13 protein-coding genes and 1 pseudogene are annotated in these 15,211 nt (G+C 36.2%); 7 read left to right on the plus strand and 7 right to left on the minus strand.

The genetic code is table 11. The features are described 5' to 3' along the window. Positions 1-116: 116 nt before the first annotated feature. Positions 117-1,526 carry an erythromycin esterase family protein gene (locus AO843_RS02525; protein ID WP_054609576.1) on the plus strand — a complete coding sequence of 470 codons (1,410 nt, stop codon included), beginning with the start codon at positions 117-119 and terminating at the stop codon, positions 1,524-1,526. A gap of 51 nt (positions 1,527-1,577) precedes the next feature. Here the strand turns inward: AO843_RS02525 and AO843_RS02530 are convergent, their stop codons facing one another. Continuing rightward, the gene (locus AO843_RS02530) at positions 1,578-2,753 is read right to left on the minus strand and encodes a DUF4272 domain-containing protein (protein WP_054609577.1); all 1,176 of its coding nucleotides are present in this window, start codon (positions 2,751-2,753) and stop codon (positions 1,578-1,580) included. Positions 2,754-2,782: 29 nt separating this feature from the next. Beyond that, entirely contained in the window at positions 2,783-4,060 is a 1,278-nt protein-coding gene (locus AO843_RS02535) for an SMI1/KNR4 family protein (protein ID WP_197278852.1), read from the minus strand. A 286-nt stretch (positions 4,061-4,346) separates the two neighbouring features. Between AO843_RS02535 and AO843_RS02540 the strand changes: the two genes are divergently transcribed. After that, positions 4,347-4,988, plus strand: a complete 642-nt coding sequence (locus AO843_RS02540; protein WP_054609578.1) for a TetR/AcrR family transcriptional regulator — start codon at positions 4,347-4,349, stop codon at positions 4,986-4,988. A 116-nt stretch (positions 4,989-5,104) separates the two neighbouring features. Further along, the gene (locus AO843_RS02545) at positions 5,105-6,514 is read left to right on the plus strand and encodes an alpha/beta hydrolase family protein (protein WP_054609579.1); all 1,410 of its coding nucleotides are present in this window, start codon (positions 5,105-5,107) and stop codon (positions 6,512-6,514) included. Positions 6,515-6,548: 34 nt separating this feature from the next. Here AO843_RS02545 and AO843_RS02550 read toward each other — a convergent pair whose 3' ends face one another. Continuing rightward, entirely contained in the window at positions 6,549-7,379 is an 831-nt protein-coding gene (locus AO843_RS02550; RefSeq protein ID WP_054609580.1) for a MerR family transcriptional regulator, read from the minus strand. Positions 7,380-7,465: 86 nt separating this feature from the next. On the opposite strand from AO843_RS02550, the gene AO843_RS02555 reads away from it, so the two are divergent. After that, positions 7,466-7,933 (plus strand): GNAT family N-acetyltransferase, encoded by a 468-nt coding sequence (locus AO843_RS02555; protein WP_054609581.1) that lies wholly within the window; start codon positions 7,466-7,468, stop codon positions 7,931-7,933. Then, a complete protein-coding gene (locus tag AO843_RS02560; RefSeq protein ID WP_054609582.1) occupies positions 7,920-9,263 on the plus strand; it encodes an MATE family efflux transporter in 1,344 nt (447 codons plus the stop codon). The genes AO843_RS02555 and AO843_RS02560 overlap by 14 nt, the downstream gene beginning before the upstream one ends. Before the next feature lie 44 nt (positions 9,264-9,307). Here AO843_RS02560 and AO843_RS02565 read toward each other — a convergent pair. Continuing rightward, positions 9,308-9,536 (minus strand): annotated as a pseudogene (locus tag AO843_RS02565) (GNAT family N-acetyltransferase); the annotation flags it as partial. A gap of 186 nt (positions 9,537-9,722) precedes the next feature. On the opposite strand from AO843_RS02565, the gene AO843_RS02570 reads away from it, so the two are divergent. Then, on the plus strand, positions 9,723-10,754 hold the full coding sequence (locus tag AO843_RS02570; RefSeq protein ID WP_054609583.1) for a S66 family peptidase: 1,032 nt from the start codon (positions 9,723-9,725) through the stop codon (positions 10,752-10,754). Positions 10,755-10,998: 244 nt separating this feature from the next. On the opposite strand, the gene AO843_RS02575 is transcribed toward AO843_RS02570, so the two are convergent. Both AO843_RS02575 and AO843_RS02580 read right to left on the minus strand, forming a co-directional pair. Then, the gene (locus AO843_RS02575) at positions 10,999-11,541 is read right to left on the minus strand and encodes a GNAT family N-acetyltransferase (RefSeq protein ID WP_197278853.1); all 543 of its coding nucleotides are present in this window, start codon (positions 11,539-11,541) and stop codon (positions 10,999-11,001) included. Between the two features lie 94 nt (positions 11,542-11,635). After that, a complete protein-coding gene (locus AO843_RS02580) occupies positions 11,636-12,688 on the minus strand; it encodes an AI-2E family transporter (protein WP_054609584.1) in 1,053 nt (350 codons plus the stop codon). A gap of 414 nt (positions 12,689-13,102) precedes the next feature. Here AO843_RS02580 and AO843_RS02585 point away from each other — a divergent pair, with 414 nt between their 5' ends. Next, positions 13,103-13,492, plus strand: a complete 390-nt coding sequence (locus AO843_RS02585) for a RidA family protein (protein ID WP_054609585.1) — start codon at positions 13,103-13,105, stop codon at positions 13,490-13,492. Positions 13,493-13,585: 93 nt separating this feature from the next. Here AO843_RS02585 and AO843_RS02590 read toward each other — a convergent pair whose 3' ends face one another. Then, positions 13,586-14,986: an amino acid permease gene (locus AO843_RS02590; RefSeq protein ID WP_054609586.1), complete on the minus strand. Its 1,401-nt coding sequence runs from the start codon at positions 14,984-14,986 to the stop codon at positions 13,586-13,588. Positions 14,987-15,211 lie beyond the last annotated feature (225 nt).

A 15,211-nucleotide genomic window follows, 5' to 3' on the forward strand; every position in this document is an offset into this window, starting at 1 on the left:
TGCTTTCTTTTTTTACAACCATTCCAAATTTAAACAAAATTTAAACAAACTCCCCCTATGCTTTAAACTTTGCCCCCTATACTAAATATCAACATAAAGAGAAGGGCTGATTTTTAATGAAGATATATAGGAAACGTAAAGTTATTATAAGTATGGCACTAACAAGTTTAATAGCATTCAGTGGCATAACTAGTGCCTCAGCGGCTGTCCCTGCAATAAAAGAACAGGAAAACTACGGCATGGTGCAACAGGCTAGGACTTCTAATGAGACATTACAGGATTGGAAGAAATGGGTGAACGATCATGCGTATAGCTTGTCTTCCATCCAACCTGAAGCAATTAGTGCGCAGAAAATCCCATCTAGTAAATTTGAGGATTTAGAAATGCTAAAACCGTTATTACACGATAAACGTATTGTCTTTTTAGGAGAAAGCTCTCATGGGGTCGCACAGTTTAATCTCGCTAAAACTCGTTTAATACAATTTTTACATCAGGAAATGGGCTACAATGTTTTAGCCTTTGAAAGTGGTATGGGCAATGTCATGAACGCCCAAGGGAAAATTGACAAACAAGCTGCTCTACAAACAATGAAGGATGCTATATTTGGAGTATGGTGGACAAAAGAAACATTGCCTCTTTTTGAATACGCAAAAACAACTCAAGCTACAGAGAAACCTCTTGTTCTAGCAGGCTTTGATATTCAACAGCAAGGGGCATTTACGAATGGGGATTGGTTGCAAAACCCACAATTGGCTCAGCAATTCAGTGATGCGGAGAAGCAACTCGCGGAGTGGAGCTCTAGCAAAGATCTAAAAGGCTACCAGAAAGAAAAAACAGCTATTATCAACGTGTATAAACAAGTAATATCTCAAGTTCAAAAGAAGGAAAAAGAGCTTCAAAAGGCTTATCCGAATGAACTTCAAATAGTAAAACTGATGGAGCGCACTTTAGCAGACCGTATCCGTTTGGCAGACGAATATGTAGAGCTAACAATTCAGTCCAATATCGAGATGGAGCAAAATAAATATGAATCATTTTTAAAAACGATGGAGTGGCGTGATCAGGCGATGATGGAGAACTTACTTTGGCTAGCTGAAGAAGTTTATCCAACAGAAAAGTTTATCGTTTGGGCGCATAATGACCATATTCGTAAGGCACAATCAGACGTAATGGGCTCCCCATATCCAGTTAAATTAATGGGTGAACGTTTACCAGATATCTACAAAAAATATAGCTATGTATTAGGTCTATATATGACAAGCGGAGAAACTGCCAATAATATGGGCGAGACGATGGCCGTTTTACCACCTATAAAAGGATCTATCGAAGATATTGTATCTTCAGCCAACAAACCTTACACATTCATTGATTTACGTAATCGTCAAAATGAACGTGGTAATTCATGGATGTTTGAACCTCGCTTATCCTATAGCTGGGGAGTTATACAAGAAAGCCTTGTTCCACGCGATCAATACGATGGTATTCTTTTAATTGATAAGGTGAATAAGCCAACATATGTAAAATAACCTTTCTTATATAACGATAGCAAACTAGGATCCCTAGTTTGCTATCGTTTTTTAGGTATTCATTGAAATAGTATCCCAATCTTCATTTTGATGACCGATCAACCAGAATAAGCCTCTGCGTCTTTCCAACACAATACTTTCATTCATACCAGCAGGAGCTGTTTGTTCTTGTATACGACTATCTACACAAGCCCAGTGTAATCTATAAATCTTATCAGTTTCATCCAGTATTTCTTCCTGGCTACGCATCGCACTTTGAAGATAAAATTGCTCAAACGTTTCATAGTTAGAAACAACTTGAATAGCATACTCACAATCACATACTCCCTCAGGAAAATCAAGCTTCTCAACAAATCCAAGTGCCCAAATCAGTGTCCAATAAGCTTCATATTGCCATGAAATATTAATGGCTTCTTGTACATTTGGTTGTTGATCATTTAAAAAGGCCCTTTCATTGTCAGTTAGACTGGCTTCCACTTCATATTTACGCAACATATTGATGAAGAAGTCTCTTGATTCCCCGATATTTTCTCCCTGTGCCACATCACAAGCAAATTGAATAACAATTAATAAAGCTACAGCTCTCCTAGCAATATCCTCCTTAATTTTAAACTGACAATCCTTCATTGGCGGAAGTTGCGGGAGTGAATCTGTATATGGAATACCTTTTTCTTTTAAATAGGCTAACGTTTTATTCTTTCTTTGATGACCTTCTTCTGATATTGCCTCTTGTACCCTCACCTTTCGTGTACAAGCATAAGGTCTAAAATTAGATGGCCCTGATTGCCCATCCGGATAAACAATAACTACACCTTCCCTGTCTAGTAAGGTGCTATTTGGTAATAAGCCAATCCCCCCTATAGTTGATAGAAGGCTCAGGCATAATTGCATTTGTTCATCCTTTATTTCTTTTTCAGATTCGATCGCAATAACTGTATTTAACACAGAAATTTGTGTTAAAACTAATTCTTTTAAATTGTCATCTTCAAAAGGAATACTGTTGTAATAGTTCATCATTCCAGGAATATTATTCACAAAGTAAGCTGGATTTGTATCCTCAGACATCACTCTAATGATCAATTTGTATTTGTTAAATAATGCTTTGGACTTTATGTGATAGTCATCTTCATTTTTTTCAATAGCAAAACCTTTACCAAAAACATCGGAAATCTTACATTCGATATCTTCCGTATTATTCATAGAAGCGAATATAGTGAAATTGTTCAATCATTTCTCCTCCTGACAGTCATTAAATCTCACCAAAGATCCAAGCCTTTTAGAGCTTGGTTAAATAATTGTTTATGTTTTCGTAGTACTTCATTGTCCTTCCAAAACGTAAGCAAAGGCTGCCATTTCTCCCTATCCACTGAAGCAGTCGGCTTAATTCCTTGCTGCAACATTTGACATACTGCTCGTATAGCAATTAGACGCTCTACTTCACTGCCATTTAACCACTCAAATAAAGTATCTGCACTCGGCTGTGATTCTACTAAAAGCATATCCCACCCATCTATCGGAAAGGAAACATAGCGTTTCATCCAAGTTATCGTTTTTGGGCTATGAAAATGACGTAGTCGATGTAAAGCTGTATAGGCATCAATTCGCCCTTGCTCGATATCTTGAAGAACAAGAAATAATCCCTCTTCTTTTGGTAGACAATAGGCTGTTAAATAATCTCGAATACAAGTAGGCATATCATTTTGGTCTTCCCAAAGTGTCCTTACCCAATCACTTGCCTCTGTCGCACAAACCTTTACTAACACTTTGCACCACGCTTCTTTGTCTGCTAAAGGCCTTGATTGTTCAATTTTATTTCGAAGCGCAGCACACACCTTCTCAGAATCATACCGTGTAAATGCTTCTTGAACTTTGGCTTCTTTCACACCATGCATTGATACATATATGAGTAAGGAATCCAAGTGATACATAGCTTGGTTCCATGTTGTAGTTAAATACTGCTCAAACCACTTTAGCCAGATTTGAGAGTTGTTCAAACTTATATCTAATCCATCCTCACTACAAAATTGTCGATGCTGTCCACAATCTGCCCCTATACACCCTAAAGTCGTGACCTTCTCTATATAATCATTAAAACTCCAGGCAAGAAGGTCAAACTCACCCTCCTCATGACTCCAATACCAAACTGAACCATCCTCATTCTTAATAAGGAGCGCATCACCATTGCCAGCCGTATGAAATTGTAGGTATAGTTGTTCTTTTTCATTATCACTGTCTCCGCCAAAATCAGGACATTCGAGTTCTTCCAAGCTCCAGCCAAAATTACCTAAAGGTGTGTCTTCCAGCTCAATAGGAAGTAGTGCCTCGTCAGGTAAAGACCAATATACCCCCACTTGTCGAGAACAATGAAGTAATACATCACGTAACTCAGAAGGAATCGGAACACCGAGCCGCATCTCTACCATTGATAGTTCATACACAGTAGCCATAGGCTTTATCTCCAGTGGATGAATCCAAGCACCTTGCTGTTCAAGCTGTTTTAATAATTGCGTCCATCGATCCACCCATATTTGCATAACTATTCCTCCATGCTTAGGAAAATTTTTCGGATAATGCTCTACTTTTTTCTCTACTAATTTATCGTCAGGAAGTCATTTATGTATTAGAATTTGACTTTACTTTTCCTAAAAACACTCGGATTTTACTTCCATTTAAATTCAAAATATATGCTAAATTACTTACCTTTACTAGTTCTTTTCTAGTTTTCTTCAGCAATTCTCATAAATCGTATCTTGTTGACAATTTGAAAGGAAGCGCCTATTATTATAAATACATTCGAATGTATCTATAAGGAGATATTTTATGGCCAGAAATAAATATCCAGAAGTTACGAGAAAAAGAATCATTGAATCAGCTGTTAAATTATTTACTTTAAACGGTTGGGATAATGTAACGATTCAAGAAATTGTAGATGATGTAGGGGATATTACTAGAGGAGCATTTTATCATCATTTTAAAACGCGTGCTGATGTTATTGATGCCATCACAAAGGAAATGCTAACAGCAAATAACTATTTTAATGACATCTCTGATTTGGAAAACTTAAATGCTTTAGAGCGTTTAAGACAAGGCATTTCTTTCTCAATTTCTCAAAGCGGAAAGGAAGAAAACTTATCCACGATTCCTTTGAAAATGAATTCTGCCGAGTTTGTTTATAGCCGCATCACTGAAGGAATTCAGGTTGTTGCACCAGGTATTCAAAAAATTATTGATGAGGGCAATCAAGACGGCTCGCTGCAAGTTGTTTTTCCGAAGCAAGCAGCTGAAACTTTTACAATGCTTTTTGATATTTGGATGAATCCTGAAATATTTCGTGTAAGCCGAGCCGAATTTATTCATAAAATCGAACATATAAGTTTGATGTTCAAAGGAATTGGCATACCACTTATGAATGATGAGTTGAAAGATGTTTTTTTAGCATTATTTGATAAAGTGCAGGAATAGTAAACTACTATATGTAGTTTATTATTTTAATCCTATACATACATTCGTATGTATATATACTTAAAAATATTTTTAACTAATTACATACATTCGTATGTATGAAAAGGAGATAAATGATGAAAACCTTAGAAGTACTATTTACACTTATTTTAATACTATCGAGTATATCACTAACTTTTAGACAACGTGGGGTAACTAAAATAAACCTTATTATGATAGCTGCCAATTACGTTTTATTAATAGGAACAATTATAACGATTGGTGCTAACTGGCGCATGATCCCTGCTTATTTTGTTTTGATGTTATTAACATTGCAAGTTTTTGTGAAGCCCAAAAATACAATTGTTTCAAAAAAAATAAGTATGAAAATAATTAAAATTTCAGGCATTGTTGTGGCCACTATTGCAATGTTCACATTACCAACGTTATTTCCAATCATGTCTTTTCCCGAACCAACAGGAAAATACACAGTAGGAACACAGACATTTCACCTGATCGATAAGAATCGCAAAGAATTTGTCGTACCTAATCATCAGGTGAATCGTGAACTGATGATTCAAGTTTATTATCCTGCTGAAAAAGGGACAGGACAGCCTTCACCCTACTTTAAAGATATAGATGCGTTAACACAACAGTTAGCAACGACACAGGGATTTCCCAATATTGCTACAACGCATTTAGGACTAACGAAAACCCATTCTTATCAAGATGCGACAGCTATAAAGTCTAAAGAAAAATTTCCACTTTTATTATTTGCACATGGTATGAGTTTATATAGTCGCCAAAATACCTTCCAACTAGAAGAATTAGTGAGTCATGGCTATATTGTCGTTGCTCTTAACTTTACAGGTGATGCGGCAACAACAATATTCCCCGATGGTGATCGGGTTGATTTTACACCAATTGAAAACACCATTACATTCTTGAATAATCGAATCCATCTTTGGGAGCAGGATGCATCATTTGTTTTAGATGAAGTCATTAAAGGTGATTTTGATAAGAACTTCCATGCAATAGCCTCACTAATTGACTATGATAACATTGGTATGCTAGGTCATTCTTTTGGCGGTGCTACTTCTGCTCAAATGCTAGTAAAGGATAATCGTATTAAAGCAGCCATTGATATGGATGGTGGGTTATATGGCGATTCAATGCCCAAAAATGGTCCTGAAAAGCCTTTTATGCTTATGAATGCTGAGGCATCCATTAACTTTATGAAAGAAGCATATAACCAACAGCCTGGTAATCGTGATGAATTGTTTGTAGAAGCTCATCTACGAAATAAAACAATTGAAAAGCCTGGTGTCTACACAGCTATTATTCCAAAAACAAATCACGGAAGTTTTACAGATTTAGCAGCCGTTTCGCCGATTATTAATGAATCTGGGGCAGATGTAAATGCAATTTATAAATTGATTAATGAATTATCACTTGGTTTTTTCGATAAAAATTTAAAAGGAACCCATGACAATAAATTAAATAAAATACAAAAGGAACATCCGGAAATAAACTTAACTTTGCATTAAAGCATATTTGGGGTTGTTGAAAGGCAGAGATGCATCAACAACCTTCTTTTATTTCCACCATAATTTTTGTTACATATTCCTCTTCACGATTTTTAATAACCGCATCATAAATATATTCCTCATAAACGTATTGCCCCAGTTCATAGCCCTTTTCACTCATAACCTTAAATAATCGCTTGTAGGACTCGCCAAGTGTCGTGGACGTTCCTACATGATATCCAACAATAAAAATTCCTTCAATCGCCTTGAAATAAGGGTGACCTTCCTGTGGATGCGGCTGTTCAATATACAAGTAACTATAATTATCATAGTTACCTGCTAACACTTGCTCCCTCCTTGTAATCCCGCCAATAGGATAACCTGTGTCTAATTGGGAGAGATCCAACTCATCAATAAAATCTGAGACTGCCTTAACAAATTGTTCTTCCGTTGAATCCTCAATATTTCGACTTAAGTACATTGTTGCCTCTGGTAAATGCTCGATTGTAACGCTATCAAAATCGAGATGTAGCGCCTCCTCTGTTAAATCAATTTTGACATCGATAATATCTTCAATCATCTCCAGTTCTCGACGTTTCTTCGCGACAATTTCCTTTTGCTGATGCATCAAATCTAAAAAATTCTCAGGTGATTTCTCTGCCATATACTGCTGGATATCTTTCAAAGACATGCCAACAGCCTTTAATAACTCAATGACGCTAAAAAAGTCGTATTGGGCAAGTGAATAATACCGATAATCTTTACTATCCTTCATGACGGGAGATAACAAGCCAATTTGATCATAATAAATTAAAGTTTGCTTATTAACTTTACATATTTTAGCAAATTCTCCAGTTGTAAAATATTTCACATTTTTATTAAGCATTTTTTGAGTTTCCTCCCTTGACTATATAGTAACTATATACTTTAGATTGTACCTATTCACATTAAAAATAGAAAGGTTTTGACATTATGTTCACGGAGATTCGTGACATTACAGCTTTTAACAAACAGGAAATTTTAGCATTACGCATTGCTGACAATCAGCAAAATTTCATCGAAAGTACAGACCAATGCTTAGCAGAGGCGGAAATGGATCGGCGCTTTACACCCTTAGGTTTGTATAAGGATTGCACCGCGATAGGCTTCGCTATGTATGGCGTATTCCCTCACGAGGATCACAGTCAACGTATTTGGCTCGATCGATATTTGATTGATGAACGATATCAGGGACAGGGTTTAGGTAAACATTTTTTACAGCAGCTTATACATTACTTAACAGTAAAGTTCAACTGTCACAAAATATATTTAAGTGTTTATGACAATAATGCAGTAGCTATTCAGCTATATAAGCAATTTGGCTTTTTATTTAATGGCGAACTAGATGATAAAGGTGAAAAAGTAATGGTCTTGGAGGTGCATGGACATGACAACCATTAATCCAATTGAAACAAGGCCGCTTAAACCATTGTTTTTATCCTACTTATTTCCGGCAATGATCGGTATGTTCCTGATGTCAGTCAATATTTTAGTAGATGGTATTTTCGTCAGTCACGGCGTGGGACCTACCGCCTTAGCAGGGGTTAATATCGCTGTTCCGATTTTCTCTATTTTACTTTCCATTTCTCTTTGGATTGGTATGGGAGGAGCTACACTTTATTCAATTTCTCTAGGGGAAGGCAATAAGCAACGAGCCCATCAGCTCTTTACGTTGGCATTTACTATGATGCTTGTGGTCGTGGTAACAATTATCGGTTTCCTTGCGTTTAATCTAAAGGATGTTTCTTATATATTCGGCGCGAGCGATGATACGTATCCATATGTACAAGAATATCTACATGTTATTTTGTTATTTGGGGTATTTTACACAATTGAAAATTTACTAAGTATTTTTATTCGAAATGATGGTAATCCAAAGCTAGCAATGCTGGGCTTAATTACGACATCTGTATTGAATATTATCTTAAATTATATTTTTATCTTCGTCCTAGATTATGGTGTAACAGGCTGTGCCTTAGCAACAGCAATAGCTACTATCATAGGTACAGCTGTACTATGTCTTCACTTTTTCCGCCCACAATCTGAATTAAAGTTTGTCTCTTCTTTTTTCAATGTATCAGATCTAAGAAAAATTTTTGCTATTGGATTACCTAGTTTTATCGTCGAAGCTTCTGTAGCGGTTATTGTCATTTTGTATAACGTAACCTTTTTACACTATCTAGGAGCAAGCGGTGTGACAGCCTATGCAATGGTCAACTATATCCATACAGTCCTGTTAACGATTTTCCTAGGGATTGGTATGGCCCTACAGCCATTAGTTAGCTATCATCATGGTGCAAGATTACTTGAACGATTAACGGCATTATTAAAAATTGGGTTAGCCACTGCCTTTATTTTAGGGTTAACAACAGCGTTTATAGCTATGCTTTTCCCTTCACAGTTAATGGCATTATTCGGAGATAGCTCATTGGAAATTCGTCATATGGCAACTCAAGGCTTTGTTCATTTCGCCATTGGCTATGTATTCTTAGGAATCAATATGGTGTTCGCCGAATTCTTTCAATCCATCGAAAAAATTCGTATTGCCACAATGATTATGTTACTTCGTAGTATTATCTTATTTATCCCAACACTTATCCTCTTGCCTAAAGTGCTTGGCTCTCAGGCAATTTGGTGGACCTTCCCAGTGGCAGAGGGTATTACAGCGCTGCTCATTTACTGGTACATTAAAAAAAATCCACGGGCAATTGCCTCTCCAGACACTGCTTAAATGGAAAGGGGACCTTGTACTTATACAGGTCCCTTTCCTACTATTTATTCAGTCAAATATCTAATAACAGCCATTTCTTTACCGAAACGATCACCGTAATCAACAAACCCTAAACTTGCATATAGATGATGTGCACCTTTATTTTCTGGACGATAGCCTACTACAACCTTTGTTGCATCCGGTAACTTAGCTATTTCTTTAATCATTAGTTTTGTAGCCTTTACCTTGAAAGTGCTGATCAATCATAATGCGGTAGATCCAGTAGCCACCAACACTACTAATTGTATTATTGAGTTTACTAACTAATATTGATTATTATTTTACTTTTATGTATATTATTACAAATAAGATAAGGATAAACATATAATTTCATAGCTTTATTCCTAAATAATTTTGAACGTGTAGTGAGTCTATTGTGTACAGCAGGTTTTTCATCGCAAAACAAAGGAGAGATGGTAGATGAAAATACAATATCCTTCTATAAAAGCACCTCTAACAATAGGAGTAACCGCTCCATCTAGCGGCGTTGAGCAGCACCTTCGTCTTTTAATAACAGAAGCTAAAAAAAAATTAGCCCAAAGAGATATTAGCGTTATCGTCGGGAATACTACCTGGACGCAGCTTAAAGGTAGAAGTACTACAAAAGAAAAACGTGTCTTTGAGCTTATGAATTTTTTATTAGATAAGAGTGTTGATGTCATCATGCCGCCATGGGGTGGCAGTTTTTTGATGGAGATATTACCTCTAATTGATTGGGATGAATTAAAAAAGGCAGGTCCGAAATGGATATTAGGCTATTCAGATATTAGTACGTTATCATTTGTATACACAACAGTGACTGGATATGCTTCTGCACATGGTGTGAATTTCACTGAATTATCAGCACCTAAATGGGATGATCTATCTTCTAAATGGATAGATGTGCTTACGTGTCATGCGGGTCATTCAATCACTCAAAACTCCTCAGAATATTTTCAATCGAGCTGGGAACATGTTTTTAAAAATCCTGCTACAGGATTTTATTTTGACAATGCTACTGAGTGGAAAGTTTTAAATAACGAACTTCGTAACCGTATGACAGGTAGATTAATAGGTGGATGTTTAAATACATTACAAATACTTATAGGTACACCTTTCGATTACGTAGAGCCCTTTATTAACAAATATTGTTCTGAGGAAGGAACAATATGGTATTTAGAAAGTGTGGGTATGGATGCAGCAAAAATTTATCGAGCACTTTGGCAATTAAAGTATAATGGTTGGTTCACAAAATGTAACGGGGTCCTGATTGGGCGGGCAGGGCTATATGAAGATCTAAAGGATTTTACATTAGTAGATGCTTTACGAGATATTTTTGATGAAATGGGAATACCCGTTTTCTATGACGTAGATATTGGTCATGTACCTCCACAATTAATTTTAGTAAATGGAGCACTTGGTGAAGTTGTTGTTGAAGGTGGGAAAGGTACGCTAAAAATGCAATTTTGTTAGAGTACAAAATTATCCAACTCGAGTAAATAGAAAGGGGCCTTATGTAGGTCCCTTGAATAGAAATGACGAAAACGCATAGCCCACAACTGCCTTTCCTTTCACTCACTTTCATTATTATCTTTTCTCTCAAAACTCTCCATTTCCATTTTCAACTACTCTATATCATATGACACAATTTTCAAAAAGGGTGTAATACATTTATAGAAATGAGACTAAAAAAAACCAACACAAAATTTGTGTTGGCTCAATGTCTATTTGGTATTTTCATATACTCTTCCGAAAGAATACTCATTATGATTTCGTCTGAAAAAGTATTGTTCATAAATAGTGCCTGCCTCAATACACCTTCTTTTTTAAAGCCGACCTTTTCATAGGATTTGATTCCTCTAATATTGTGAGAGTAAACTTGTAATTCTAAACGATTCAGACACAGCTCCTCAAATGTGAATTTTTGAGCAAGTTGGACTGCTTCTGATCCAAGCCCTCTGCCACAATCCTCTATCCCATGCAGAGCTATACGGAACATTGCTTTTTTATTCTCTAAATCCACTTCCATAATGGCTAAATCCCCAATTACTTGATCATTATGTACTAAGCAAATAGCAAAATCATAGCGAGCCGAATCTTCTCTAAAGCGGTGGATAGCCTCTTTAATTTGTTCCTTTGTTAACAAGTTACGATTTCCTGTCATATACATGATTTCTTCATTTTGAAAACATCTCGCAATACTATCTATATCGTTATCAGCGATTTCCCTTAAATATACCTTCTGTCCTTTTACCATCATTGTAAACACCCCCTCTACTTATCTTAAATGAGCTAAGCTTGAAAGTAAAAAGGGATCCTCTCTCCGTACAAGATGATCCCTTTGTAAAGCTATTCTATTCCATCTGTTTTTTGTCCCCTAAGGAGTCTAATTTCTGTTTAGGATCTTCTGAGGAAGTAACACCCAGTATATCAAGTAAGAACATGAATAATGGGATACCAATGATTAATCCCCATACACCAAGGAAATGCTCTGAGAAGAGGATGACCATGAATGTGTAGAAAATCGGTAAATCTGTCTTTGCTGACATTAGCTTTGGATTTAAGAAATATGCTTCAATGGCGTGTAAAACCATAACAATTACTAAAATGTAGACAATGTACATTAAGCCACCAATACTATAGGCAATAATACTTAGTGGGATTAATGAAATAATAACGCCTGCGACTGGCACTAAGCCTAAAATAAAGAGCATAATCCCAAGAGCAATTAGGTGTGGGAAGCCCATAATAGAAAGGGCAATTACAGATAATACACAGTTAACAGCTGCAATAATGAACTGTGCCTCAATCACTTTACCGAATGAGCGGATGAAAATTCTTGAGAAATAATGAAGTTCATCGTAAAGAGGCCCAATTTTACTATCCTTAAATTTTGACGTAAACTCGATGATTCGTTTCTTTTCTAACAAGATGAACAAACTCAATATTAGGGAAATCAAAATTTGCATAATGATTTTACCAATATTCGTAATATTTTTGAGCGTTAAATCCACACCTTGTTCTAAATATTTGCCAAGCTCAATTTTCTCAAAAGTCGGAGCTAAATATCTGGCAATCTCATTGTCATCTGGATCAAGATTAAAACTGGCAATCAAATCAAAAAGCTGTGTGATTTGCTGGGTGACAATGGGCAAGTATTTGTAAATCACAGCTACAATACCAGCGACCAGTAACAAGTATAATGTTACAGTGACAGCTTTTTCATTCATTGGCGTATATTTTCTTATGCCTTTCGTCGTCTTCGTAGTAAGCTGATTCATCAAATAGGTAATAATAAACGTAAGCAAAATTAAGTTGATCATACTACGCATTAAATATAATGCAACAGCAATTCCAACTAGAATGATAAAACGTTTAAATCCATTACTCCGAAAGAAATTACTCATCTATTCACTCCTTCTACAAAATGGCTCGCTGCCTCTGCTACCTAAGGTTACACTAGTAACTAAACATCAGTAGTAAACATTAATTTACATCAATACGCATCATTCTTATGTAAAAATTTCCCTCTCATCTAATGAGTATAGCCATCTACCTTCAAATTAAGACCAAATCCGTATAAAACCTAAGGGTGGTGAAGTGAATTGTATGTCTAGTCAAATTAAAAAGTTAATACTTTTATCCATTTTGAAAGCTTTATCAGCGTATAAGCCTATATTCTATGAATCTATTATAACTCTTAGATTCTACATATCCAATTTGAAAGTTCATCTATAATGGTATTTGTATTACTTTTATCCATTATTGCTCTATGCTATTTTAATGAGAGCTATAAATGATAATAGAAAAGGACTGATTCGATGAAAATTAGTAGAAATCCTCAAGACATTCATCCACCTGTAGCCCCTTATGTCCATCAAATTGAAGTAACTGGCCCAAACAGATGGTTAACATTGTCTGGGCAAATCGGCATGGAGCTCGATGGAACTATACCTGAAGATCCGATCACTCAATTGAAAATTGCCCTAAATAATATTAGAAAAAATCTTGATAGTGCCGATATGGGGATTCAAGATATCACAAAGCTCGTGTTTTATTTGGTGGGGGATATGGAGGCTCATCAACGAAAAGAAACGATCAGTGATTTTTTGGAAGGCCATCTTCCATGTACAACATTAATATACGTAGTAGCACTGGCTGCTCCAGCCTTAAAGGTTGAAATTGATGCATGGGCTTGTAAAGAATTATAGCCTTATTTTATGTTAAATTTTATAGAAATGTGATTTGTATTTATTCATAGAAAATCCCCCTTTAGAGACTCTAAAGGGGGATAAAATCTTTCATTATTGTTTTTCACCAGTAGAGCCGATTTTTGCATGTTTATACCCATAGAATAAATAGATAACTAAACCGATTAACAACCAAATGAAAAAGCGTAAAATCGTAAATAACGGAAGACTAAAGATTAGTGCTAGTGATCCTCCTACACCAACGATTCCTACAAGCCATATAGCTGGAACTTTAAATGCTCGTGGTTGATCTGGCCTTGTATAACGAAGCACAATAACACTGACTGTCGTTAAGGCGAATGCCGTTAAACCACCGATGTTCGCAAACTCGGCTAATTCACCAATCGATAAGAATCCTGATAACAGAATACCCGTTAGTACAACAATGATAGTTGATAATACAGGAACCCCTGTCTTTTTATTAGTTTGAGCAATACGCTCAGGAAGAAGACCATCACGACTCATGGCAAATAGTACACGTGTAGCACTTGTTGTATTTGCAATCATTGTAGCAAGCAACCCAAAGATAACGGCTACCGCGACAATAGCACCTCCCCATTGAATACCTACAGATTGTAATGCGAACACTGTAGGATTTGGGACATCTAAATCAGGGAATGGTACAATCCCTGTCAAGATTGCTGCAACAAGAGCATAAATAAGCGTTAAAACACTCAACCCACCAATCAATGCTTTCGGGATTGTTTTTTGTGGATTTTTTACTTCTTCAAGTACTGTTGTCACACCATCAAAACCTGTAAAGGCAAAGAATACTAATGCTGCGCCCGCCATGACACCTGACCACCCAAATGGTGTAAATGGCGTCCAGTTTACAGGATCAACATGGAAAGTACCGATAACAAGGAACAGGATTATCGCTGCAACCTTAGCGATGGTAAATAATGTGTTTGAACGGCCCACATTCTTAATCCCGCTCAATGCAATCCATGCCACGATAAGCCATCCAATTACGGCAGGCAGGTTAACAATCCCACCGTGTGCAATATCCTTTGTGAGAACCTCTGGTAAATGAATACCTACAGATTGTAAAAATGAATCTACGTAACCACTCCAACCAACTGCAACGGTACTAGCAATAACGGTAAATTCTAATAATAAATCCCATCCAATCATCCAGGCGATAATTTCACCTAACGCGATATAGGAATAGGTGTAGGCACTTCCGGCGACGGGGGCCATTGCTGCAAATTCAACATATGCTAGTCCAACTGCAATTGTCACAATTCCACCAATTAAGAAAGAAACAATTACCCCTGGACCTGCATGTAAAGCAGCTGTCGTTCCTGGTAATACAAATATCCCTGCCCCAATTGTTGCTCCTAGAACATACAGCATTAACTGCCATGAACCCAGTTCACGTTTAAGTTTAAAGCGTTCTACCTCTGTTATCTTGTTAGCTTGTTCGATCGACTTCCTTCGTAAAAAACTCGCCATAATACCCCCCCTTTTTTCAACAAACAACACCAACTATCATTTTTATACATTTTTAATAATAATTGTATATTATACAGTTTTCTAAATATAGTCAACAATTAGATTATTATAATAATTCATTTTTTATAGAATAATTTGTACTCAACAATAAATCAATCTAAATTATTGTATATTTTCTTTTATCTTAAAAAACCTCAGCAAAAATCCCTTTAAAATATTATTTTA

Origin of the sequence: Lysinibacillus sp. ZYM-1 (assembly GCF_001308875.1) — a bacterium.
In the GTDB taxonomy this organism is placed as follows: domain Bacteria; phylum Bacillota; class Bacilli; order Bacillales_A; family Planococcaceae; genus Lysinibacillus.

Excerpts from the sequence above, each read along its gene's own strand:
- AO843_RS02580 (WP_054609584.1), bottom strand. The coding sequence starts at position 12,688 with ATGAGTAATTTCTTTCGGAGTAATGGATTTAAACGTTTTATCATTCTA.
- AO843_RS02545 (WP_054609579.1), top strand. The coding sequence starts at position 5,105 with ATGAAAACCTTAGAAGTACTATTTACACTTATTTTAATACTATCGAGT.
- AO843_RS02555 (WP_054609581.1), top strand. The coding sequence starts at position 7,466 with ATGTTCACGGAGATTCGTGACATTACAGCTTTTAACAAACAGGAAATT.
- AO843_RS02575 (WP_197278853.1), bottom strand. The coding sequence starts at position 11,541 with ATGATGGTAAAAGGACAGAAGGTATATTTAAGGGAAATCGCTGATAAC.
- AO843_RS02585 (WP_054609585.1), top strand. The coding sequence starts at position 13,103 with ATGAAAATTAGTAGAAATCCTCAAGACATTCATCCACCTGTAGCCCCT.
- AO843_RS02590 (WP_054609586.1), bottom strand. The coding sequence starts at position 14,986 with ATGGCGAGTTTTTTACGAAGGAAGTCGATCGAACAAGCTAACAAGATA.
- AO843_RS02540 (WP_054609578.1), top strand. The coding sequence starts at position 4,347 with ATGGCCAGAAATAAATATCCAGAAGTTACGAGAAAAAGAATCATTGAA.
- AO843_RS02560 (WP_054609582.1), top strand. The coding sequence starts at position 7,920 with ATGACAACCATTAATCCAATTGAAACAAGGCCGCTTAAACCATTGTTT.
- AO843_RS02570 (WP_054609583.1), top strand. The coding sequence starts at position 9,723 with ATGAAAATACAATATCCTTCTATAAAAGCACCTCTAACAATAGGAGTA.
- AO843_RS02550 (WP_054609580.1), bottom strand. The coding sequence starts at position 7,379 with ATGCTTAATAAAAATGTGAAATATTTTACAACTGGAGAATTTGCTAAA.
- AO843_RS02535 (WP_197278852.1), bottom strand. The coding sequence starts at position 4,060 with ATGCAAATATGGGTGGATCGATGGACGCAATTATTAAAACAGCTTGAA.
- AO843_RS02525 (WP_054609576.1), top strand. The coding sequence starts at position 117 with ATGAAGATATATAGGAAACGTAAAGTTATTATAAGTATGGCACTAACA.